This window comes from Micromonospora sp. NPDC007220, assembly GCF_040634035.1.
Taxonomy (GTDB): domain Bacteria; phylum Actinomycetota; class Actinomycetes; order Mycobacteriales; family Micromonosporaceae; genus Micromonospora; species Micromonospora reichwaldensis.
This window is the reverse complement of record NZ_JBEYEU010000011.1, coordinates 127,803-148,397: the sequence shown is the minus strand read 5'-3', so window position 1 is coordinate 148,397 and position 20,595 is coordinate 127,803. Positions and strand designations below refer to the sequence as shown.

Below are 20,595 nucleotides of genomic sequence, written 5' to 3'. Positions count from 1 at the left end.
GTTCGCGACTGCGGGGCTCGCAACCCCGGCTCACTCCTCACGCTCACGATCCGCCTCGCTGTTCGACCAGCTCGGTGTCCACGTGACCGAGTTCGGGGCGGGGCGCCAGCGGTCCGAGGTGGAAGACCACCTCGGCCGGCTCGTCGCCGGTGTTGCGCAGCCGGTGCCGGACGTTGCGCGGCACGAACAGCGCCTCTCCGGCGGCCAGCGGCACCGGCTCGTCGTCCAGGTCGACGGTGATCGTGCCCCGGGCGACGTAGAGGAACTCCTCGCTGTACGGGTGGTAGTGCTCCGCGATCCGCTCCCCCGGGCGCAGCGTCGCCACCCCCATGAAACCCGACGTGCTGCCGACGGTCTTGGGGCCGAGCAGCACCCGCAGCTCGCCGCCGCGGCGGCCGTCGGGCGCGACGTCGGCGGCGGCGACCAGCCGCAGGGTCCGCTCACTCATCGCCGGCTCCCGTCGCCCGGCCGGCGCCGGCGAGCCGCTCGATCTTCTCCCTGATGACGGCGAGCTGCACCGCGCTGTTGGCGTTGATCCGGTCGGTCATGCCCGCGTCGTCCACCGGCGCGGTGGGCTTCATCGCGAAGTCCTGCACCCAGGTCATCCGGGTTCCGCCGGGCTCCTCTGTGTAGCGCCAGTGGATGCGCATGTACTCGAACGGCCCGGTCTCCACCCGCCGGGCGTCGACCTGCCGGGTGACCGGGTCGGCGGTACGTTCGCTGACCCAGCTCCACACCGTGCCGTTCTCGTCGGGGTGCATGGTGAGCCGGAACCGCACCGTGTCGCCGTCGCGGTGCAGGATGTCCGCGCGGGCGTACTCGGTGAACAGCTGCGGCCAGTTGGCGACGTCGTTGGTGACGTCCCACACCAGCGGCAGCGGTGCGGCGATGAACACGCTGTTCTCGGTGTGCCCGGGCTGGTCGGCCTGGCGGGCGACCAGCTCGGCGACGCCCGTGATGCTGAGCTGCCCGGCCTGTTCGGGGATCTGCACCTGCCACCGGTCGGCGACCACGGCGGAGAGTTCGAGCAGCGCCAGGGAGTCCATGCCGAGTTCCTCCAGGGAGGCGGCCGGGGCGCGGGCGGCGGCGTCGGCGTCCAGCCCGCAGTTGGCCACCAGGATGTCGGTGATCTCGGCGGTCAGCGGACGGCCATGGGTGACGGTCATCGGAGCCTCCTGTGGTGTGCGTCGGGCGGGCCGGCGAGCAACTGCTCGACCAGGCCGGTGGAGTAGCGGCCCTTGCGGAACCCGGCGTCGTCGAGCACCCGCCGGACGAACGGGATGGTGGTGCGGACCCCGGGGCCGGCGATGTCGAACTCGTCGAGGGCGCGCTCCAGCCGGTTGAGCGCGAGCTCCCGGTCCGGCGCCCAGACCGCCACCTTGGCCAGCAGGGAGTCGTAGTGCGGGCCGAACAGGTAGCCGGCGTGGCCGTGCGTGTCGACCCGGGTGAACGGGCCGCCGGGCGGGACGAAGCGCTCCAGCCGGCCGGGCGTCGGCGCGAAGCCACGGTCCGGGTCCTCCACGTTGACCCGGCACTCGATGGCCACCCCGTGGAACCGGACGTCCTCCTGCCGCAGGCGCAGCGGCACCCCCGCGGCGATGTGCAGCTGCTCGTGCACCAGGTCGATCCCGGTGATCATCTCGGTGACGGGATGCTCGACCTGGATCCGACAGTTGATCTCCAGGAAGTGGAACCGTTCGTCGGGGTCGACGAGGAACTCCACGGTGCCGGCGCCGGTGAAGCCGGCGTGCAGGGCACCGCGCAGGGCGCACTCCGCGATGGCCTCTCCGATGCCGGCCGACAGTGCCGGGGCGGGCGCCTCCTCGACCAGCTTCTGGTGGCGGCGCTGCACCGAACAGTCCCGGGTGCCCAGGTGCACGCCGTTGCCGTGGGAGTCGCACAACAGTTGCACCTCGACGTGCCGGGCACCGGTCAGGTACCGCTCCACGTACACCCGGTCGTCGCCGAAGGCGGCCTGGGCGGCGGCCCGGGTCCGCGCGTACGCCCGGGGCAGCTCGGCCGGGGTGGCGACCACCGTCATGCCCCGGCCCCCACCGCCGGCCGCCGCCTTGACGATCACCGGGTAGCCCACCTCGGCGGCCACCTCCGCCGCCGCGGCGGCGGTGGGCACCGGCGCGACGCTGCCCGGCGGCAGGGGCAGCCCGGCCCGGCGCATCAGCGCCCGCGCCGAGGACTTGTCGGCCAGCACGGACATCACCTCCGGCGGCGGGCCGATGAAGACCAGGCCGTTGTCGGCGCAGATCTCCGCGAAGTCGGCGTCCTCCGAGAGGAACCCGTAGCCGGGGTGCACCGCCTGCGCCCCCACCTGCCGGGCCGCCTCCACGATCGCGGCGGCGTTGAGGTAGCTGCGCCGGCTGGCCGCCGGCCCGATCCGTACGGCCTGGTCGGCCAGGCGCACGGCGGCGGAGTCGGCGTCCGCGGTGGAGTAGACCACCGCCGTACGCACGCCCAGCTCGCGGCAGGCGCGCAGGACCCGCAGGGCGATCTCCCCCCGGTTGGCGATCAGGACCTTCTCGAACATCGCGTCCTGCCCCTCACGCCGGGTCCAGCGCGACCAGCGGCTGGTCGTACTCGACCGGCTGGCCGTCGGCGGCGAGGACCTCGACGACCCGGCCACCTCGGTCGGCGGTCACCTCGTTCATCAGCTTCATCGCCTCGACGATGCCGATGACCTGCCCGGGACGGACCAGGTCGCCGACGGCGACGAAGGGCGCGGCGCCCGGCTCCGGCGCGCGGTAGAACGTGCCGACGATGGGCGACCGCACGGCGTACCCCTGCGGTGGCGCGGCGGCCGGCGGGGATGCCGGGCTCGCCGTGGCGGCGGCGGGGGCGGTCCCGGCCGGGACGGCGTGCCACTCCACCTCCAGCACCGTGTCGCCGCCGCACAGCCTGATCCGCCGCAGCGGGCCGGGCAGCTCGGCCACCAGGTGCCGGGCGTGCCGCCGCAGCCCGGCGAGCACTGTGTCCACCCGCTGCCCCGCCTCCGCGCCCGAGGCCGCCTCCACGCCGGAGGCCCGCGCGACGCCGGGCGACGGATGCGGAGGAGGTGCCGGCACCGGGCCGGCGGCCCGCTCGACGTCGGACGGCCGCGCCGCGTCGGACGACCGCGCCGCGTCGGACGACCGCGCCGCGTCGGACGACCGCGCCGCGTCGGACGACCGCGCCGCGTCGGACGACCGGCCCGCGTCGGGCGTGGGATGCGGGCCGGGCGTGGGGTACGCCTGCGACGTCAGGTGGGCGTCGGGGGCCGTCCGGGTGCCGGGTGTCGGCACCGTGAAGACCGCTTCCAGGCCGGATGCCGGCGGCACGGCGGCCCGGATCCCGCCGGCGCTCACCGGGCACCCGCCCGGGCGCCGAGGCGGGCGGCGCCGAAACGCCGGAAGCGCTGCCGCCGGCGGCGGACCAGCGTCGCGGGCGGCACGTCGAGCAGCGGCAGCAGGTGCGCCAGCACCGCCTCGCGCAGCGCCCGGGCGGCGGCCTGCGGGTCGTGGTGGGCGGCCGGGGCCGGCTCGGGAACGAGGTCATCGACGATCCCGAGCCGGCACAGGTCGGGGGCGGTGAGCCGCAGCGCGCGGGCCGCCTGCGGCGCGGCGCCCCGGTCCGGCCAGAGGATCGCCGCGCAGCCCTCCGGGCTGATCACGGAGTAGACGGCGTGCTGGAGCATGAGCACCGAGTCGGCCACCGCGAGCGCCAGCGCACCACCGCTGCCGCCCTCGCCGGTGATCACGGCGACGACGGGGGTGGGCAGCACGGTCAGGGCGAGGATGGTCTCCGCGATGGCCGCCGCCTGGCCCTGTTCCTCGGCCCGCACGCCGGGATCCGCCCCGGGGGTGTCGACCAGGGTGACCACCGGCAGGCCGAGGCGGGCGGCGAGACGCATCAGCCGCAGCGCCTTGCGGTGCCCCGCCGGGCTGGCCATGCCGAAGTTGCGCCCGACCAGCTCGGCGGTGGTGTGCCCCTTCTGGTGGCCGATGACCATGACGGGCCGGCCGTCGAGCCGGGCCAGCCCGCCCACCACGGCGGGGCAGTCCGCGCCGAGCCGGTCGCCGTGCAGCTCGACGAAGCCGTCGAACGCCGTCTCCAGGTAGTCCAGCGTGGTCGGACGACCCGGGTGCCGGGCCAGCCGTACCGTCTCCCAGGCGTCGCCGCCCGGGCCCGGCGCCGTCGTCGCGGCGGCGCCGCCGGCCGGCCACGCCACGAGCGGCGACGGCTCCTGCCGGGGTACGCCGGGACGCGCCGCCGGCCGCCGCCCGGCCCGCGCGGCGGCGAGCAGCGCCACCAGCCGGCCCCGCAGGGCGTGCCGGGGCACCACCATGTCGACCTGGCCGTGCCGCAGCAGGAAGTCGGCGGTCTGGAAGCCCTCCGGCAGGTCCCGGCCGGTGACCTGCCGGATCACCCGGGGGCCGGCGAAGCCCATCCGCGCGCCGCTCTCGGCGAGCACCACGTCGGTGTTGGTGGCGAACGAGGCGGCCACGCCCCCGTACGTCGGGTCGGTGAGCACGCTGACGGTGAGCAGGCCGGCCTCCCGCAGCGCGGCGATCGCCTGGCTGACCGTGGCCATCTGCATCAGCGACAGGGCGCCCTCCTGCATCCGCGCCCCACCGGAGGCGGTGACGAGGACCAGCGGGACCCCGTCGGTCAGGGCCCGCTCCGCCGCCAGGGTGATCAGCTCCCCCACGACGCAGCCCAGGCTGCCGCCGAGGAACCGGAAGTCCATCACGGCGAGCACGCACGGCTGCCGCCCGACGGTGGCGGTGCCGCAGACGACCGCCTCGGCCAGCCCGGTGCCGGCCCGCGCCGCGGTGAGCCGGTGCGGGTACGGCAGCAGGTCGACGAAGCCGATCGGGTCGACCTCGGCCGGCCGCTCCGGCAGGGCGGTGAACGACCCCGGGTCGACGAGCTGGAGCAGCCGCTCGGGCGCGTCGACCCGGGCGTGCGCCCCGCACTCGGGGCAGACGTCGAGGTTGCGCCGCAGCCGCTTGCGGTAGAGCAGGGTGGCGCAGCCACCGCAGCGGGACCAGAGCTGCCCCTCGCGGGGCGCGGTGGCGGTCACGACGACCGCCCGACGGGCGCGGCGTCGAAGCGGTAGAAGCAGCGGGCCATCGCGTCGCGAGGCTCCCGCCACGTCGGCAGGTACGGCGACACGTACGGCTGCAGCCGGGCGCTCACCCTGGCGAACTCGGGGTGTCCCCGGGCCGCCTCGACCGCTGTCCCGCCCGGCGACTCCGTCTCCAGCAGGTGCACGTACAGGTCACCGAGTCGGTAGAGCGACCGGTGCCGGACCCCGACCAGGCGCGGCAGTTCGGTCGCGTCGGAGTCGGCGAAGATCTCGGCGACGCGCGCCTCGGCGCTCGGCACCACCTTCGCGACGATCAGCGAACGGTCCATGGACGGGCCTCCCTCCACGGCATCGGGCGTCGGTGACGACGGCGCCTAGCCGGACGACTGGCGACACGATCCGGCCCCGGGCGTCACGACGGCGTCACCAGCGACCGCCGAGCGGCGACGCAGCTTTCGTGACGCTGCGTTGACGCCAGCTGTGCACCCGCTGTGCGGCACCGATCATCCGGTGTGGACTATCCGCAGTTCGGAAGGGTTCTCGTGGACGCCGACAGGCAAGCGCCATCCTGGACAAGACATTGACCGAGAGTGACCACTATTGATAATCTTCGTCACGGTCAGCCCGGCGGCCGCGGTGTGCGACGCCGTGCCGCGGCGGAGCGATCCGACAGTGGGGTCATGGGCAGCCGCGCCGGGGACAGCAGACGAGTCGGGACGAGCGTTCCGCAGGGGGTGCCGCCGTGGCCGCTGATCGATCGACGCCGACCACCGTTTGCCGGGCCGACGCCGAGATCTCCCTGCACCTGCTCGGCGGGTTCCGGCTGCTGCACGGCGACGCCCCGGTCGTGGTGCCGCGCGGCCTGCAACGCGTCATCGCGCTGATCGGGCTGCGCCCCGGCGCCACCCGCAGCAACCTGGCCGGCCTGCTCTGGCCGGACGCGCCCGAGGACCGTGCGCTGTCGTCCCTGCGGACCGCGCTGTGGCGGCTGCGCCAGGACCCCTGCTGCCCGATCACCACCTCCGGTGACACGGTCGCCCTCGCCCCGGCCGTCCGGATCGACGTCGACGCGCTCGTCGGCACGGCCGCGCGGGTACGCGACGGCGACGATCCCTGCGCCGCCGCCGCGCTCGCCGCCGGCCGCCACGACCTGCTCCCCGGCTGGTACGACGACTGGGTGCTGGCCGACCGGGAACGGCTGCGCCAACTGCGCCTGCACATGCTGGAGGAACTGGCCGGCCAGCACCTGTCGGCGGGCCGCCACGGGGCGGCACTGGAAGCCGCGTTGGAGGCGATGGCCGCCGAACCCCTGCGCGAGACGCCGCACCGGCTGGTGGTCCGCATCCACCTCGCCGAGGGCAACGCCTTCGAGGCCGTGCACGCCTTCTACGTCTACCGCGACCTGCTGCTGCGGGAACTGCGGCTGGAGCCCTCGGCGGCGATGACCGCCCTGCTCGACGAGACCCTCGCGCCGATCCGCGAGGCCACCCGTACCGCCCCGGCCGGGCCCCGCCGGCCGCCGGCCAACCGGATCGCGCCCCGCGCGCGCTGAGGCGGCGTCACCGGCGCGGCGGGGCGAGTGACGGACAGGTGACAGTCGCCGGGGCACGGTGGGCCGCACAACAGTCCGTGGTCTGCGACATGGTCGCGGAGCGCCACCGGCGAGAGGGGTCCCATGAGCCGTCTACTGATCGTCAGCAGGATCATCCCGGGCGCGGAGGGTCGGGTGGCGCAGATCTTCGCCGAGTCCGACGCGACCGAACTACCCGCCCTCACCGGGGTCCGTCACCGGTCCCTGTACTGCCTGCACGACCTGTGCGTACACCTGATGGAGACCGCCGACGTGGCCCCGGACGCCTTGGCCGAGGCCCGCAACCACCCGCTCTACCGCCAGGTCAACGAGCGGCTCTCCGCGCACACCACGCCGTACCTGCCGACCTGGCGCTCGCCGCGCGACGCCATCGCGGGCTGCTTCTACCGGTGGGACGCCGCGGACGCGGCGGCGTCGTCGCACCCGGCCGGCTGAACGGGGGCGGTCGCCATGTCGTCCAGACCACCCCACGTCCTGATCATCGGGGCCGGCACGGGCGGGCTGTGCCTGGCGCACGGCCTGCGCCGTGCCGGCATCAGCGTCGCCGTCTACGAGCGGTACCGCACCCGCGGCGAAGGGCTGCTCGGCTACCGGGTCGGCATCGGGCCGACCGGCAGCCGCGCGCTGCGCGAGTGCCTGCCGCCCGCCCTGTTCGACGTCTACCTCGCCACCTGCGCCCGCTCCCCCCGCTACTTCAACGTCATCACCCAGGGCATGCGGCGCACGGCCTCGTTCACGCTCCGGCCGGACACCGACCCGGTGAACACCGAACGGTCCGTCGCCCGGATGACCCTGCGCCAGGTCCTGCTCACGGGCATGGAGGACGTCGTCCACTTCGACAAGGCCTTCACCCGGTACGACCAACGCGACGACGGGACCGTGACCGCGCACTTCGCCGACGGCAGCACCGCCACCGGCGACCTGCTGGTCGCCGCGGACGGCACGCACTCGGCGGTACGCCGCCAGTACCTGCCGCACGCGGTCACCCGCGACGCCGGCACCATCAACATCGCCACCCGCATCCCCCTGACCCCGCACACCCGGGGGCTGCTGCCCGAGCGGATCGAACAGGGCATCTCGCTGATCTTCGGCACCGGCGGGATGATGGGCGTGCTGCACGTGATGGAGTTCAAGTGGGACCGCGACGGCGCGCTCAAGCCCGGCGTCGATCCCGCCGACGCCGAGCTGCTGCGCGGCTGGCCGGGGCTGCGCCACGACAACACCCGCGACAACATCAACCTGGTCGTCTGGAGCACGGCCCGCCGCTTCCCGAGCGACGTCATGCAGCTGCGCGGCGAGGACCTGGTCCTGCTCGCCCTGCGACTCACCCGAAACTGGCACCCCCATCTGCGCGAACTGCTCGCCCGCAGCGACCCGGGCAGCGCCCTGCCCATCAGGGTGTCCACCAGCGAGCCGGTGCCGCCCTGGAAGAGCAGCACCGTCACCCTGCTCGGCGACGCCATCCACACGATGACGCCGGGACGCGGGGTGGGCGCCAACACGGCCCTGCGCGACGCCGCCCTGCTCTGCCGCCAGCTGCGGCTGGCCGCCACCGGAGACAAGACGCTGCTCCAGGCGGTGGCCGACTACGAGGCCGCGATGGTGCCGTACGGGTTCGCCCGGGTCGCCGACTCGCTCAACCGCAGCGGCACCAGCGGGGACGACCGGATGTACAAGCCGGTCGTGGGCCGGCTCGCGCTGCTCGGCGCGCGTGGCTACTTCGGCGTCACCAGCCGGGTACCCCGGCTGGCGCGGCGGTTCGTCGACGATTTCTACAGCTACCGGGGCGAGGAGGACTGACCGTCCGACCGGGACCCCGGCGCCGCCAGCGGGCGCCGGGGTCCCCGCCTGCCCGCCCACGCCCACCGCCCACCGCCCACCGCCCACGGGCGCGGACGCGGACGCCGACGCGGCGACCCTCCGTCGCCCCGGCGAACACCGCCCGTCGCGACCCGTCCCGCCGCCACGGCGGGCACCCGGTCCTGCCTGTCGGCCTCGTCGGGCGTGTGCGAAGCTGCGGCGAGTTTTTCTCGCGGGTTTCCGGACATGAACGATAGGGAGGTTTGCCGTGGCGTGGTCTTTCGGGCACTGGCTGATACTGATCGTGGCTCTGTTGGTGGGTCTGGCGGGCGGCTGGTTCGGGCGCGGCCGGCGGGACGCGGCGGTCGCCACCCACGGCTCGCCCATGGTGGACGGTGACCCGGTCGCCGGCATGACCGCCGTGGTGGTCGACCCCCCGCCCGTCGCCACCCTGGACGAAGCGCGCCCCGAGGTGACCGTGGACCCCGCGCCGGAGGCGGTCGCCGACCGCGTCCCCACCGCGCCCGGGGTCGACGCCCCGACCGACGCCGACCCGGGCAGCACCGACACCCCGAAGGCCACGGTCGTCACGGCCGACGCGTCCCGGGCCGACGACGTCGACCCGGCCGACATGGCGCTGACCGGCGACCCGGTGCCGGCGCCCGACGCCGAACCCGTCCCGGCCGCCACCACCACCGACGTACGGCCGGGGCACGAGGTCGTGCTGCCGGTGGCCGCCGAGGTGACCGGCCCGGTCGACCGCCGACCGGCGGAGGAGCCCGCCCCGAGCACCGACGCACAGCCCCTCCCGGCCGCCGCGACGGAAGCCCTTCCCGCCGCCGACGCGGAGCCCGTCCCGGCCGCCGCCACCTCGGCGCCGACGAGCGTGACCCCGGCCGAGCCGGAGACCGCACCCGTCCCCACCGCCGTCGGTCCGGCCGAGCCCGCTGTCGTGGCCGCCTCCGCCGTCGAGCCGGAGCCGGCCGACGCACCCGCCGAGCCGGAGCCGACCCGCGCCACGCCGATCGAGCCGGCCCCGGTCGCCGCCACCACGGTCGAGCCGGCCACGGCCGCCGCCACCACGGACGAGCCGGAGTCGACGCCGGCCGACGCGCCGGCCGAGCCGGTGGTCGTTCCGGCCGGACCGGTGGTCGTGCCGGCGCCGCGCGGCGAGGTTGACGCCCCGGTCGCGACCGACTCCGACGCCGCCGACGACTTCCGCCGGATCCAGGGCGTGGGCCCGAAGATGGCCGCGGCGTTGCAGGCGGCCGGCATCCGGACGTACCGGCAGCTGGCGGAGCTCGACGAGGCCGCCCTGCGGGAGACGATCCGGGCGGCCGGGCTGCGGGCCGCGCCGAGCCTGGCGACCTGGCCGCAGCAGGCGAAGGTGCTCGCCGGCGCCCCGCAGGAGGCGGCCGCCGCCCTGCCGACCCCGGTGGGCGGCGCGGACGCCTGACCGGCGTCGCCTGCCGCGTTCCCCCGTCGGCGCCGGACGGCGGTACCCGAACGGATCGGGCACCGCCGCACGACCGATCCGCCGTCGCCGACATCGCGGCGCCCCGACCACGGGGCGCCGCGATGTCGGCGTTCGGGGCCGAAACGCGAGGAGATGACGGCGCAAAGGCCCGCGCCGGCGCCGGCCAGCCGCCCGGCCCCGCACGCACGCCACCACCGCCCCCTGCGGCCCGTCCGCCCACTGTCGGACGTCCGCGCGCCGGTTCCTCGGCGGCGGCACCGTTAGCCGTTCATCGCGATTGGGTACAACGCCCAGCACCTCGATCCACCACACCCTTGCGGAGGCAGCGATGCGCGGCACGTCGATATTCGGAGTCCTGGTCGTCATCTGGCTGATCATCGGCGCGGTCGCCGCCGGACAGCGCGGCTACTACAGCGGCGACGACACGAACTGCGCCGAGGCCGGCACGATCCTGGTGACCATCGTGGCCGGGCCGCTGAACTACATCGGGGCCAACCCGAAGGTCGACTGCGAACTGCCCCAGCCGTCCAAGTAGGACGTACTCCTCCGGCCCGCGCCCACTCCGGGCGCGGGCCGAGCCGTGTCCGGGGTACGCCACGCCGGCTCCCCGACTCCGCTCCTCGTGCCGACGCCGGTCCGGGCCTGCCGGGGCCTCTCGGCCGCCGCCTGTCCCGCTCGTCAGCCCCGAATCTGCCGGGCCGGGGACGGCGATACGGATGGGCTCGCCCAAAGGCCGGGTCCGCCCCACGCCCCGCTCACCGCGCCCGCCCCGACGCCGGCACGGCCGCCCGGCCGTCGGGGGCCGCCTTTGCCGGCCGGCGGGTGGTTCGCCTTCCACGCCCATCCAGGACGGCGCGCGGTACGCCACGCCGCGTAGGGCGTCCTAGGAGGCTGGGTCATCGGGGGTAGCGTCCCGCGCCGCCCGACGTTTGTCGACCCCCGCCACGGGAACCGGCGTTGCGCCACCAGCGCCGCACGGGACGGGAGCACCGGCATGAGGATCGGCTACAAGCTCGCCTCGGAGGGGTACGGACCGCAGGAGATCATCCGCCAGGCCGTCCGGGCCGAGCAGGCTGGTTTCGACTTCGTCGAGATGAGCGACCACTTCCACCCGTGGCTCGACACGCAGGGGCACTCGTCGTTCACCTGGAGCGTGCTCGGCGCGGTCGCGGCGAAGACCGAACGGATCGGCCTCGCGACGGGGGTGACCTGCCCGACCGTCCGGTACCACCCGGCGATCATCGCGCAGGCCGCGGCGACCCTGGCGCTGATCTCCGACGGCCGGTTCACCCTCGGCGTCGGGGCCGGGGAACGGCTCAACGAGCACGTCGTGGGGCAGGGCTTTCCCAGCGTACGGGGCCGGCACGAGCGGCTCCGCGAGGCGCTGGAGATCATCCGGCTGCTCTGGCAGGGCGGCTACCACTCATTCGAGGGCAAGCACCTGCACCTGGAGGACGCCCGGATCTTCGACCTGCCGGAGACCCCACCGGTGATCGCGGTCGCCGCGAGCGGCCGGTCCTCGGCCACGATGGCGGCGGAACTCGGCGACGGCCTGTTCGTCACCGAGCCGAAGGCGTCGATCGTCGAGCACTACCGGCAGGCCGGTGGCGACGGTCCCCGCTACGCCGAGGTGCCGATGGCCTGGGCCACCGACGACCAGCAGGCCGTGCGGGCGGTGCTGGAGACCAGCCGGTGGATGGTGACCGGCTGGAAGGTGATGAGCGAGTTGCCGAACCCGGTCAACTTCGACGCCGCCAGCGCGTACGTCGAGGAGCGGCACGTCCGGGAACTGTTCTCCGTCGGGCCGGACCCGGAGGCGCACGTGGCGGCCGTCCGCCCGTACGTCGAGGCCGGCTACGACCACGTGGTGCTGCAGAACGCCGGCCCCGACCCGGACGGCTTCCTCGACTTCTTCGCCGGCGACCTCGCCGCCCGGCTGCGCGCCCTCGGCTGAGCCGTACGCCGCGCGGGGCGCGTCCGGCACCCTCCGCCGCGATCGCGATGATCGCCGGCGATGCCAGACGCGCCCCGGGCGGGGCGGGCCGGCCCGGCCGGGACGGCCCGCGGCGGGTCACCGGAAACAGTTCGCGACCGGCACCCGGCTGCCCTCGCAGTTGGTCGGCTCGTTGTCGATGATGTCGGTCTCGTCGTCGACCTTGACCTGCGCCTTGTCGACGAGGAGGCCGCTCGGCTTCACGGTGGCGACGTTGCCGGCCACCCTGCTGGAGTACAGGGCGAGCCGGCCCTGCGACGCGAAGACGCCGCCGCCCGTGGACTTCGCACCGACGGCGTGGTTGCGGTGGATCTCGCTGTGGCGCAGCAGGACGTTCGACTTCTGGGCGTGGATGCCGCCGCCGGAGCCGCGCGCCGTGTTGCCCGACACGATGCTGTCGTCGAGCGGGAGCAGGCCCTGGACGGTGGAGATGCCGCCGCCGTTGCCCGTGGCGGTGTTGTCGCGTACCTCCAGGCCGCGCAGGAAGATCAGCGCGTCCGAGTTGGCGATGCCGCCGCCGGTCTGGGCGGTGTTGCCCACCACCTTCGTGTCGGCGACCCGGGTACGGGCCGAGAAGCTGGCGAGGCCGCCGCCCTGCGCCGCGTTGTTGCGCGCGAAGGTGCTCGAGTGCACCTCTGCCGCGCCCCGGTAGTTGGCGAAGCCGCCGCCGTACGCGACGGCGCTGTTGCCCCGGAACTGCGAGTTCTCCAGGCTCAGCACGCCACCGTTGAGCAGGCCCCCGCCCTTGCCCGCGGTGCCGGCGGCGTGGTTGTCGACGAACGTGCTCCCGGTGACCACCAGGTGCCCGTCGTTGAAGATCCCGCCCCCGCCCCCCTCCGCCGAGAGGGAGGTGCTGTCGACGATCGTGGTGCGCTCGACCACGGCGGACGCGCCGTGCACGATGTGGATGCTGCCACCCTCGGCGGCGGAGAGGCCGTTGCGGAGTACGACGTCGGAGAGCGTCAGTTCCCCGCCGTCGCGGACGGTGAAGAACCGGAACGCCTCGGCGTGCCCGTTCCGGACGATGGTGGCCCCCTCGCCCCGGACGGAGATCGGGTGGTAGATGACGGGCAGCCCGGCCCGGTCGTGCTTCGGGTTGCGCGGGGGCGCCTCGGCGTCGCCGGGGTTCTCGGCGCTGTCGGCGGTCTCCCGGGCGTCGCGGATCCCGCCGTCGTACTCGTCGGGCTGCTGGAAGGCGTGGGTCAGCTCGTACGTGCACTTCGACGCCAGCCGCAGGTCGGCGCCGCCCTCGGCGTTGGCCCGGACCAGCGCCGAGATCAGCTTCGTCGAGTCGCACGGCACCGCGACCTCCGCGCGGTTCCCCTGGCCCGGCCGTCCGGGGCGGTCGTCCCGCTGCCCGCCGCGCCGCTCCTCGCGCGCCTGGTCACGGTCCTCGACGGCGTCGCCGCGGGGCTCACCGGAGTGGTCGCCGGCCCACCGCGACGGCGACGACGACGGCGTCGGCGACGGCGTCGGCGAGGCGGTCGGCATGTCCCGGTCGGCGGCGAAGGCGGCGCCATCCGTGAGCCCGGCCGCCCCCGCCACCAGGCTGCCCGCCACGAGGCCGCCGGCTAAGAACCACCTCGACCGCCGCCTGAGTGGTGCTGCCCGCCGGCCCCCTTGATACGTCGTCATCAGGCTTCCCTGCCTCTCGTGCATGCGTGCCACGGCCGCGTCGAACGGGACGCGGGGCGGCTGACGTCGCGACAGCCACCGGAGGTCACGATACGGACGAGAATCGGGCAGGTCCGTCAAACGTGAATAAGCGGACTATTCACCTCGACCGGGGCGAGGGAGCGCAGCGCGGTCAGCCGCCGACGTGGATGCCGGGCCGGCGGGCGGGGTCCGGCTCGGACTTGCGGATGATCTCCCGTACGACGGGCGGGGTGTCGCCGCGGCCGAGGATCAGATAGCGCAGCAGGTGCGCGAGCGGGTTCCCCTCCGACCACTCGAAGTGGGCGTGCGGGCGTACGCCGGTGGCGTCGCGCAGCGCCAGCAGGATCGCCGCGATGGCGTTGGGGACGGCCGGGCTGCCGGCCCGCAGCACCCGGAAGCCACCCACCTCCACGCCGCGCACCCGCAGCACCTGGCTGAAGTCCGACGGGTCGACCACGTCGATCTCCAGGAAGAGAATGTCGCCCTCGCCGGGCACGGGATTCATCGACCGCTGCGCCCGTTCCTTGACCGTGTACTCCTTGACCGCGCCGCCCGCCCGCTTGTGCGCGATGAGGTGCAGTCGGCCGTCGTGCGCCACCGACTCGGCGATGAACCGGCGGGCCGGCTCGTCGAACTCGATCCGGTCCGTGCGCAGCTCGGTGGTCCGGGTCACCCGCGAGACCAGCGAGACGGCCACGATGCCGAGGACGAACAGCGCGGAGATGGCGATGCCGTCCGGCTTCGCGACGACGTTCTCGGCGAGGGCGTACAGCAGGACCAGGGTGAGCACGGCGAAGCCGCCGGCCGCGACGCGTTCCCGGCGGCGGGCCGCGGAGATCGTGACCGCCACGGCGGCGGAGACCATCATCGCGAGGATGCCGGTGGCGTACGCCCCGGCCTGGTCGTTGACGTCGGCCCGGAAGATCAGGGTGATGGCGACGCTGACCACGGTGTAGACGATCACGACCGGCCGCACGGCCCGGGCCCACTCCGGCGCCATCCCGTAGGTGGGCAGGTAGCGGGGCACGATGTTGATCAGGCCGGCCATCGCGGAGGCGCCCGCGAACCAGAGGATCAGCGCACTGCTGACGTCGTAGACGGTGCCGAAGGTCTCGCCGAGGCGCTCGTGGGCGAGGTACGCCAGCGCCCGGCCGTTCGCGGCCCCGCCCGGCCCGAACTCCCGGGCGGGGATCAGCACGGTGGTCACGAGGGTGGTCGAGACCAGGTACACCGACATGACCAGCGCGGCGGTGGTGAGCAGCCGACGGGTGTTGCGGATCCGCGCCGCCAGCCGCGCCTCGCGGTCCGCGCCCCCGCCCGCCACCAGCGGCATCATGCTCACCCCCGTCTCGAAGCCGGACAGCCCCAGCACCAGCAGCGGGAACGCCAGCACGGCGGTCACCGCAACCTCCCCCGGGCCACCACCGACCGTCAGCGCGGCGGTCCAGTCGGACAGCAGCCGCGGGTCCGCCGCGATCCCGGCCAGCCCGTCCGCCACGATCAGCGCGTTCAGGGCCAGGAAGACCGCCACCAGCGGGACGGCCACCGTGACCGCCTCCCGGAAGCCGAGCAGGAACACCCCGCCGAGGACGAGCAGCAGTACGACGGTGACGCCGACGGCCACGCCGGTGCCGCCGACGCTCTCGGGCATGTGCGGGTTCTCCAGCAGGTGCACGGTCGCGTCGGCCGAGGAGAGAGTGATCGTGATGATCCAGGAGGTGGCCACGAAGCCGAGCAGGACCAGCACGAAGATCTTGCCGCGCCAGAACGGCAGCAGCCGCTCCAGCATCGCCACCGAGCCCTGCCCGTGCGGACTCTCCCGGGCCACCCTGCGGTACATGGGCAGCATGCCGAACAGTGTCAGCGCGACGATGAGCAGGGTGGCCAGTGGGGAGAGCGCCCCGGCGGCCACCGCCGCGATCCCGGGCAGGTACGACAGGGTGGAGAAGTAGTCCACCCCGGTCAGGCACATGACCTGCCACCACGCCCGCGAGCGGGCCTGCCCCTCCGCCGCCTCGGGGCCGACCGGCTGCACCTGGTGCGCGAACAGCCACCGGCGCAGCGGGCTCAGCGGCGCGGCGGGCCGGGCGGGGCTGGCCTGCGCCTCGGGGACGGCGACCGGGCGCCCGGCGCGGTCGCCGGGGCGGGTGGGGTCCCGGGCGGCGCGCAGGTCCCGTGGCGGGCCGGCGGGCGGCGGCCGGCGACCACGCGTGCGCCGCGACCTCGGCCCGTGCTCGTCACGCATGCCCCCTCCCCACCCTCGGCCGTCCTGACCCGACCGTAGGCGGTCGCCGGCCGGCCGCCCGCCCGAACGGTGAAGCCGGGACGGCTCAGTCGCCGTCGCGGGCGGCCAGCACCCGGGCCAGGGCGTCGGGATCGGCCACGGTGACCGTCGCCCCCGGGTGCCGCAGCCACCCGCCGGGCAGCAGGGCGGGCACCGGCTCGGCGAAGCGCAGGCAGAGCCCGGCGGCGGTGCTGCTGGCGAAGGTGACGCCGGCGTCGGCCAGCGAGAGGCGCACGCCGATCCCCCGCCACCAGCGGTACGGCCCGGTGGGCGCGACGCCGACGACGTTGTCCCGGGCGGTGCGCAGTTGCCACGGGCCGAACCGGACCACCAGCTCGGCCCGGTCGACGCCGACCCAGGCGGTTGCCGGCCGGACGCCCACCAGCGCGAGCGCCGGCCGGAAGACCGGGTCGAAGCGGAACGCGAACCGGTGCGCCTCGGCGGTCATCGCGCGCCGCCCCGGGTGGTGGGGCGGGCGTCGCCCGGTCGGGCGGGACGGGGCGGGGCGACGGGCCGGGGACGGGGTCGGGCGGCGGGCCGACGGGCCGGGTGACTCATGGCGCGGGCGTACCCCGTGCGGGCCGGCCGACACCCCCCGGGCCGGCCGACCCGCGAACCCCTCGTCCCCGCCCCGGGCCGCGCGGACCCCCCGGGCCGCGCGGACCGTTCCCCGACCCGGGCCCGCCGCCCCCGACGACGAGCCCTGGTCCGGCGGGGACGTGTCCCCGCGCTCCGCCGGGTGGCGGGTGCGGAGCGCGGGGACCCCCCGTCACGGCTACTGCAGGAACGCCCCGAGGGGCGAGAGCAGCAACCGACCGAGCGCCGCGGCGGTGTCGTCCAGCCGCGCGCGCTCGCACTCGTGGGCGGCCGGGTCGTGCCGGCACCGCCAGATCTTCTGCGCGTTGCGCCAGGCGACGTCGCGGGTGTACTCGACCAGTTCCCCCTGGTACCAGTCGTCGATGTCGCCGTTGAGCATGTCGATGAGCAGCTGCCACCGCTCCAGGTAGCCGCGCCGCAGACCGGGGATCTTGTCCGCGAAGATCTTGTTGATCTCCAGGTAGTCGCGGTGCTGGTCGGTACCGTCAACCGGCTCCGACTCCAGGCTGTCGAACGTGGTCACCAACGCGAACGGCAGGTCGAAGTTGATGTGCGCGTTCACCCCGGCGGCCGCCGACGGCAGCGGGCGGGCGTCCGGCCCGCGCATCCGCTGGAACAGGCAGGCCCAGGCCTTCGGCGTACCCGGGCTGGAGTCGGTCCACAGCCGCATCGCGTCGAAGTAGCGGGCCGCGAACTCCACGTCGAGCCGGGACAGGAACACCGGGTCGGAGAACCGGTCGTCGTAGAGCCCGTTCAGCACGCTCTCGGTGATCGTCAGGTACAGCCGGTTGAAGTCGGCCAGCGGGCAGCTCGCCTCCAGCGGAGGCAGCCGGACCAGCATGTCCTGGAGCTTGGTGAGGTGGTCGACCACCGCCGGCACGTCGGCCGGATGGTCGGCGAGCAGATCGACGATGTCCCGATGCACGGGCCCCCACACCGGTTCCCTCATCTCTCCTCCACAGTGGTTCCCCCGGCACCCCCGTGCCGTCGGCGACGCAGCACAGCCTGCCAGCCGGCGATGGCCGGCCGGATCAGTAGAACGACGTATCCGCGCCGCGCGTCAGCCGGGCCGGTTGCGTAGGAAGATCGCGCTGGCCTGCACCCGGGTACGGACCTGGAGCTTGTCGAAGATGTGCGAGACGTGCACGCCGATGGTGCGCTCGCTGATGAACAGCCGCTGGCCGATCTCCCGGTTGGTGAGCCCCTCGGCGACGGCGGCGAGGACCTCCCGCTCCCGGGCCGTCAGCGCCGCCAGCTCGTCGCCGTCCGCCCCGGCGGCCGGAGCGCCGGTGGCCGGACGTTCCTCCAGCGACACCCGCGCCCGGCCGGCGAGGGTACGGATCTCCGAGGTCAGCGGCACCGCGCCGAGCCCCTGCGCCACCTCGTACGCCTGGCGCAGCAGCTTGCCCGCGGTGGCGCTGCGGCTGCGCCGGGCCAGCAGCGCCTCCGCCTGCCGCAGCCGCGAGTAGGCCGCCGGGTAGGGGTGGTGACGGCGGTCCCACTGCGCCACCGAGCGGGCCCACAGCTCCGGGTCGCTGCTCTCCAGGCGGCTCACCTCGGCGGCGCACAGCGCCAGGAAGCCGTCCACCACGTCGCGCACCGGGCGGGCGGCGTGCTCGCTCTTGCGGGCGACCCGGTCGGCCACCTCCCGCAGCCGCCGCACCGCCGTCGGGTCGACGGCCACGGCGCGGCCGGCGTGCGCCTCGGCCTCGGCCCGCAGGCCGTGCCACACCAGCGCGGCGAGGATCCCCACGTCGTCGGAGCGGCTCTCGGTCAGGCCGCGCTGCACCGCCTGCCGGGCCAGGTCGTGCCGGCCCTGCCACATGGCCAGCCCCGCCCGCAGGGTGAGCAGCGGGATCACGTGCCGCGCCCCGCCGCCGGCCAGCATCGTGGCCACCGCGTCCAGGTCGCGGTCGGCGGCCTCGACGTCGCCGTAGCCCACCGACAGCCGGCAGCGTGCCAACAGCAGCTCCACCGCGTCCGCGCCGGAGGGGCGGTGCCGCAACGCCGCCGCGACCACCTTCTCCGCCTCGGCCCACTGCCCGACGCGGAACAGCCCGTTGGTGGCGATGGCCAGCAGCCGGGTCTCGTACGTGCGGCCCAGGCCGAGCTCGGCCATCCGCTCGGCGCCCCGGCGGGCCACCACGACGCCCTCCTCCAGGACGTTCAGCGGGCCGGTCAACAGCTCGGCCAGGTGCAGGTACGCGCACGCCACGTCCTCCGGGCGGCCGGAACGCTCGGCGGTCTCCAGCGCGCGGCGCATCACCGCCAGCCCGGCGTCCGGGTCCTCCAGGTACGCCTCCGAGAAGCCGAGCGCGGCGCTGGCCAGCACCACCTCCGACGTGGAGCCCGGCACCTCGGCGGCCAGCTCCAGCGCCTCCCGGGCCCGCCGGCCGGCGTCGGCGTACCGGCCGAGGTGCAGCAGCAGCTCGGCCAGGTGCGCCGCGGCCGTGGCCCGCTCTCGGGGCGTGCAGTCGGCGGCCTCCAGGGCCAGCTGGTACTCCGCCTCGGCCGGCGCCGAGCGGCCGGCGGCGGCCAGGTAGCGGGCCCGGCGGATGCGCAGCGCGCAGGCCGACGGGTCGGCGTCGGCGGCGGCCAGCTCCTCGATCAGCGTCAGCGCCCGGGCGTGCTCGCCGCAGTGATGGGCGGCCTCGGCGGCGTGCCTGAGCAGCGTGACCCGGTCCACCTCCGGCGGTGCGACGCCCGGCGCGGCGGCCAGCTGCAACGCGACCGACCAGTGCCGGTGCGCCTCGGCCCAGCCGTGCAGCCGCTCGGCCTCCCGGGCCGCGGCCATCGCCGCCGGCAATGCCCGCGCCGGCTCGCCGGCCAGCCGCCAGTGGTGCGCCAGGCGCGCCTGGTGCAGCTCCGCCGGGGCCGCGGTGAGCGCCTCGGCGTAGCGGCGGTGCAGGGCGGCCCGCTCGGCCGTCAGCAGCTCGTGCTCCAGCACCTCGGCGACCAGCCGGTGCCGCAGCCGGTAGCCGTCGTCCGCGCTCACCAGCAGCCGGTGGGCGACCGCCGCCCGGGCCGCCTCGATCAGCTCGTCCTCGGGCAGCCGCACCACCCGGGCCAGCAGCCAGTGCCCCACCGGCTCGACGCCGGCCGCCACCGCGTGCACCACGGCGTGCGCGTGCTGCGGCAGCGCGTCCACCCGGGCCAGGAATATCTCGCGCAGCGTGTCGGAGAGCTCGTCCCGCCCGTCGCGCAGGTCGCGGGCCAGCTCCTCCACCACGAACGGGTTGCCGCCGCTGCGCCGCCACACCAGCTCCGCCGCCTCCGGAGTGAGCGCCCGGCCGACCACGGCGGTGGCGAGCCGGTCGGTGCCGGCCCGGTCCAGCGGGGCCAGGTCGAGCACCCGCACCGTACGCAGCCGGCGCAGCTCGGTGAGCACCCGGCGCAGCGGGTGCGCGCCCTGCAACGACTCCGCCCGCACCGCCGCGAGCACCGACAACTGGAGGTCGCCCAATCCGGCCAGCAGGTAGAGCAGCAGCTGGCGGGTGCTGCGGTCGACCCACTGGAGGTCGTCCAGGACGAGCACCAGCGGGCGCCCCTCGGCGATCAGGTGCAGCCCCCGCGAGACCCGCTCCAGCAGCGCCCCGGCGCCGTCCGGGCCGGCGGTCTCCTCGGCGAACACCCCGAGGAGGTCACGGACCGCCGAGGAGGTCCGGGCCTGGGCACCGGTCAGTTCGGCGTCGAGGCGGCGCAGCGCCTGGAGCAGCGGGTGCAGGGGCGAGGCGTCGCCGATGTCCAGACAGGAGCCGGTGAGCACCAGGGCCCCGGCGTCGCGCAGCCGGGTGCCCACCTCGCGCAGCAGCCGGGTCTTGCCGACGCCGCTCTCGCCGGTGAGGAAGACGGCGGCGGTGTTCCCCTGCGTGACGTCGTCGAGCAGCACGGATCGTACCGTCGTCACCAGGTCGGCCCGGCCGACGAGTGGTGCGGTGTCCACGTCGCTGGCCATGGCACGCAGCCTAGTCAAGTGCCCCGCACCGTTCTACGGGTCTTTCACGCCTGTGGTACTCCTCGCGTCGAGATCGCGACCGACGGTTGCGCAGGGTGGACATACGTCGTTCGGCAGATCCCCCGTCGGCCCATCGGTGACAGTGTCCGAGGCGTCGTCAGC

At 75.3% G+C, this 20,595-nt stretch carries 16 protein-coding genes and 1 pseudogene; 6 read left to right on the top strand and 11 right to left on the bottom strand.

The window, feature by feature from the left end; translation table 11 throughout:
* Positions 1–43: 43 nt before the first annotated feature.
* The 6 genes and pseudogenes from ABZ573_RS20655 to ABZ573_RS20630 form a co-directional block, all read right to left on the bottom strand.
* Positions 44–448 carry a cupin domain-containing protein gene (locus ABZ573_RS20655; RefSeq protein ID WP_151456459.1) on the bottom strand — a complete coding sequence of 135 codons (405 nt, stop codon included), beginning with the start codon at positions 446–448 and terminating at the stop codon, positions 44–46.
* Positions 441–1,166, bottom strand: coding sequence for an SRPBCC family protein (locus ABZ573_RS20650; RefSeq protein ID WP_358119975.1), 726 nt, complete (start codon positions 1,164–1,166; stop codon positions 441–443). The genes ABZ573_RS20655 and ABZ573_RS20650 overlap by 8 nt, the downstream gene beginning before the upstream one ends.
* Positions 1,163–2,542 carry an acetyl-CoA carboxylase biotin carboxylase subunit gene (locus ABZ573_RS20645; protein ID WP_358119972.1) on the bottom strand — a complete coding sequence of 460 codons (1,380 nt, stop codon included), beginning with the start codon at positions 2,540–2,542 and terminating at the stop codon, positions 1,163–1,165. Before ABZ573_RS20645 ends, ABZ573_RS20650 begins: the two co-directional genes overlap by 4 nt.
* A gap of 13 nt (positions 2,543–2,555) precedes the next feature.
* A pseudogene (accB, locus tag ABZ573_RS20640) lies at positions 2,556–2,978 on the bottom strand (acetyl-CoA carboxylase biotin carboxyl carrier protein); the annotation flags it as partial.
* A 374-nt stretch (positions 2,979–3,352) separates the two neighbouring features.
* Positions 3,353–5,074: an acetyl-CoA carboxylase carboxyltransferase subunit alpha gene (locus ABZ573_RS20635; RefSeq protein ID WP_327028664.1), complete on the bottom strand. Its 1,722-nt coding sequence runs from the start codon at positions 5,072–5,074 to the stop codon at positions 3,353–3,355.
* Positions 5,071–5,409, bottom strand: coding sequence for a TcmI family type II polyketide cyclase (locus tag ABZ573_RS20630; protein WP_151456455.1), 339 nt, complete (start codon positions 5,407–5,409; stop codon positions 5,071–5,073). Before ABZ573_RS20630 ends, ABZ573_RS20635 begins: the two co-directional genes overlap by 4 nt.
* Positions 5,410–5,822: 413 nt before the next feature.
* Here ABZ573_RS20630 and ABZ573_RS20625 point away from each other — a divergent pair, with 413 nt between their 5' ends.
* The 6 genes from ABZ573_RS20625 to ABZ573_RS20600 all read left to right on the top strand — a co-directional run bounded on the left by ABZ573_RS20625 (position 5,823) and on the right by ABZ573_RS20600 (position 11,902).
* Positions 5,823–6,632, top strand: coding sequence for a BTAD domain-containing putative transcriptional regulator (locus tag ABZ573_RS20625; protein WP_151456454.1), 810 nt, complete (start codon positions 5,823–5,825; stop codon positions 6,630–6,632).
* A gap of 123 nt (positions 6,633–6,755) precedes the next feature.
* Positions 6,756–7,106, top strand: a complete 351-nt coding sequence (locus ABZ573_RS20620) for a TcmI family type II polyketide cyclase (RefSeq protein ID WP_151456453.1) — start codon at positions 6,756–6,758, stop codon at positions 7,104–7,106.
* A 15-nt stretch (positions 7,107–7,121) separates the two neighbouring features.
* Entirely contained in the window at positions 7,122–8,471 is a 1,350-nt protein-coding gene (locus ABZ573_RS20615; protein ID WP_327028665.1) for an NAD(P)/FAD-dependent oxidoreductase, read from the top strand.
* A gap of 268 nt (positions 8,472–8,739) precedes the next feature.
* Positions 8,740–9,927: a helix-hairpin-helix domain-containing protein gene (locus ABZ573_RS20610; protein ID WP_358119966.1), complete on the top strand. Its 1,188-nt coding sequence runs from the start codon at positions 8,740–8,742 to the stop codon at positions 9,925–9,927.
* A gap of 349 nt (positions 9,928–10,276) precedes the next feature.
* Positions 10,277–10,483 (top strand): hypothetical protein, encoded by a 207-nt coding sequence (locus tag ABZ573_RS20605; protein WP_091630565.1) that lies wholly within the window; start codon positions 10,277–10,279, stop codon positions 10,481–10,483.
* Between the two features lie 459 nt (positions 10,484–10,942).
* Complete coding sequence (locus tag ABZ573_RS20600; RefSeq protein ID WP_357576306.1) at positions 10,943–11,902, top strand: TIGR03557 family F420-dependent LLM class oxidoreductase; 960 nt, start codon at positions 10,943–10,945, stop codon at positions 11,900–11,902.
* A gap of 117 nt (positions 11,903–12,019) precedes the next feature.
* On the opposite strand, the gene ABZ573_RS20595 is transcribed toward ABZ573_RS20600, so the two are convergent.
* From ABZ573_RS20595 to ABZ573_RS20575, 5 genes are all read right to left on the bottom strand, one after another.
* The gene (locus tag ABZ573_RS20595; RefSeq protein WP_358119961.1) at positions 12,020–13,576 is read right to left on the bottom strand and encodes a hypothetical protein; all 1,557 of its coding nucleotides are present in this window, start codon (positions 13,574–13,576) and stop codon (positions 12,020–12,022) included.
* A 172-nt stretch (positions 13,577–13,748) separates the two neighbouring features.
* A complete protein-coding gene (locus ABZ573_RS20590; RefSeq protein WP_327028668.1) occupies positions 13,749–15,842 on the bottom strand; it encodes an amino acid transporter in 2,094 nt (697 codons plus the stop codon).
* 85 nt (positions 15,843–15,927) lie between these two features.
* The gene (locus ABZ573_RS20585; protein WP_151457883.1) at positions 15,928–16,329 is read right to left on the bottom strand and encodes a hypothetical protein; all 402 of its coding nucleotides are present in this window, start codon (positions 16,327–16,329) and stop codon (positions 15,928–15,930) included.
* Between the two features lie 327 nt (positions 16,330–16,656).
* Entirely contained in the window at positions 16,657–17,427 is a 771-nt protein-coding gene (locus tag ABZ573_RS20580; protein ID WP_358119957.1) for a DUF5995 family protein, read from the bottom strand.
* A gap of 111 nt (positions 17,428–17,538) precedes the next feature.
* On the bottom strand, positions 17,539–20,433 hold the full coding sequence (locus ABZ573_RS20575) for an AAA family ATPase (protein ID WP_327028669.1): 2,895 nt from the start codon (positions 20,431–20,433) through the stop codon (positions 17,539–17,541).
* Between the last annotated feature and the right edge of the window lie 162 nt (positions 20,434–20,595).